This window comes from Microbacterium sp. Bi128 (assembly GCF_918698205.1).
This window is the reverse complement of the sequence record NZ_CAKKMM010001182.1, coordinates 1-1606: the sequence shown is the minus strand read 5'-3', so window position 1 is coordinate 1606 and position 1606 is coordinate 1. Positions and strand designations below refer to the sequence as shown.

2 protein-coding genes are annotated in these 1606 nt (G+C 68.6%); one reads left to right on the top strand and one right to left on the bottom strand.

Annotation, left to right across the window (positions count from 1 at the left end):
* Window positions 1–907 (bottom strand): ARPP-1 family domain-containing protein (locus LQV45_RS31035; RefSeq protein WP_230011154.1); only part of this gene is annotated, 907 nt, incomplete at its 3' end.
* 94 nt (window positions 908–1001) lie between these two features.
* Here LQV45_RS31035 and LQV45_RS31030 point away from each other — a divergent pair.
* Window positions 1002–1606: NUDIX hydrolase (locus tag LQV45_RS31030; RefSeq protein ID WP_230011152.1), on the top strand; the 605-nt coding region annotated here is incomplete at its 3' end.

Here is a 1606-nt window from a genome sequence, read left to right as displayed (position 1 = left end):
GCTGGGGGCGGCGCTTGGGAAGCTCGACGGCGATGCCGGCGGCGGAAACAGTTCCGCCGGCGCGGGAAACGTTGCGGCTCCGGAGGGCGCCATGGTTCCGGACCTCGACGGCCACGGCGCCGCCGTCGAACGTTCCGAAGTCCATCGCCTGGACGTGGGCGGCGAAGTCGCGGGCCCGCTGGCCCGGCATGGGGCCGGACGCCAGTGCCTGGGGCGAGAGGAGTTCCAGGTCCAGCAGCGCGGAATCGATCAGCTGCCGGTAGTGCCGGCGGAACAGCGTGTGGGTGCCGAAGACCTCCAGGAGCAGCGGCTGCTGTCCCAGGCCGATCACGACGCCGCGCTGGCCTTCTAGGGCGGCCGGTGCGTCCGCGGCGTCGAAGCGGTTGTGCGCGTTGTCCTTGAACCGGTCCATGTGGTCGAGCAGTGAACTGGTCACCGAGGCGCCGCGGGCGGCGTCGAAGCGGCCGACGCGGTCCCAGATGCGGCCCTGCCGGTTGGTCCCGCGCAGATCGTTCGAACCGTTGGCCAGCTCGGACCAGACGTTCAGCGGGGCGCGCCGTGCCTGCCGGCGGTGGCTGGTTTCCCCGGCTTCCCAGCGGCCGGCTTCGACGCAGAAGGTGTCGATGTCGCGGGTTTCGCCCGGACCCAGGACGACGTCGCGGGCGCAGGTCCGGTGCTGCTGTCCGCCTTCGAGCAGCTCGCCTTCCAGCAGCAAGGCGGGGTGCGGGCCGTTGTTGGTGACGGTGAGCCGGGCGACTTGGGCGCCGCTGGCGAGTTCGGTCACGGCGACGTCGGCGTGGGTCCCGGTGCTGATGCCCAGGTTGCCGGAGCAGGAGGTCCAGACGGGGAAGATGCTCAGGGGGCCGAGCCTGCTGCCGGCGCCGACGTGGAGCTGTGGAACCATCATGATGGACCTCCAGTTGATTTAAAGCATTTCTGCGCTAATTGGTTTCAGTATGGACGGCTTGCATCTTTAGCGCAAGACTGCGTTAAATAATCGTGTGAAGGATTCCAAGAACAGCATTGGCCAGTCCCTGCTCGACTACCCGCGCCCCTCGGTGGCAGTGGATACGGCGGTGGTGACCGTTTCCGAGGGCAGGGTGTGCGTGCTGCTGGTGCGGCGCGAGGAGGATCATCAGCACGGAAAGTGGGCGCTGCCGGGAACGTTCCTGCGGGAACGCGAGGCCCTCGCGGATGCGGTGCTGCGCTGTCTGCGCGAGAAGGCGGGCATCTCCGGGCGGGTGCCGCGCCAGCTGCACGTCTTCGACGAGCCCGGGCGCGATGACCGCGGCTGGGTGCTGTCAGTGGCGCACGTTGACGTGGTGCCGCTGGCGGCTTTGGACGAAGCGTTGAAGTCCGACGGCGTCCGGCTGGCTTCAGTGGCGGGGGAGCCGGACCTGATCGCGGGACTGCCGTACGGTCACGCGGATATTGTCGCGAAGGCTGTGGAATGGCTGCGGGCTGCCTATGCGGAGGACCCAGATCCCGGCGAGCTGTTAGATGAGCCGTTCACGCTGCGGGATCTGCGGGAGCTGCACGAGGCGGTAGTGGGCGGGACGCTGATGCGTGACACGTTCCGCCGCTTCATGGAGCCGAAGCTGACGGG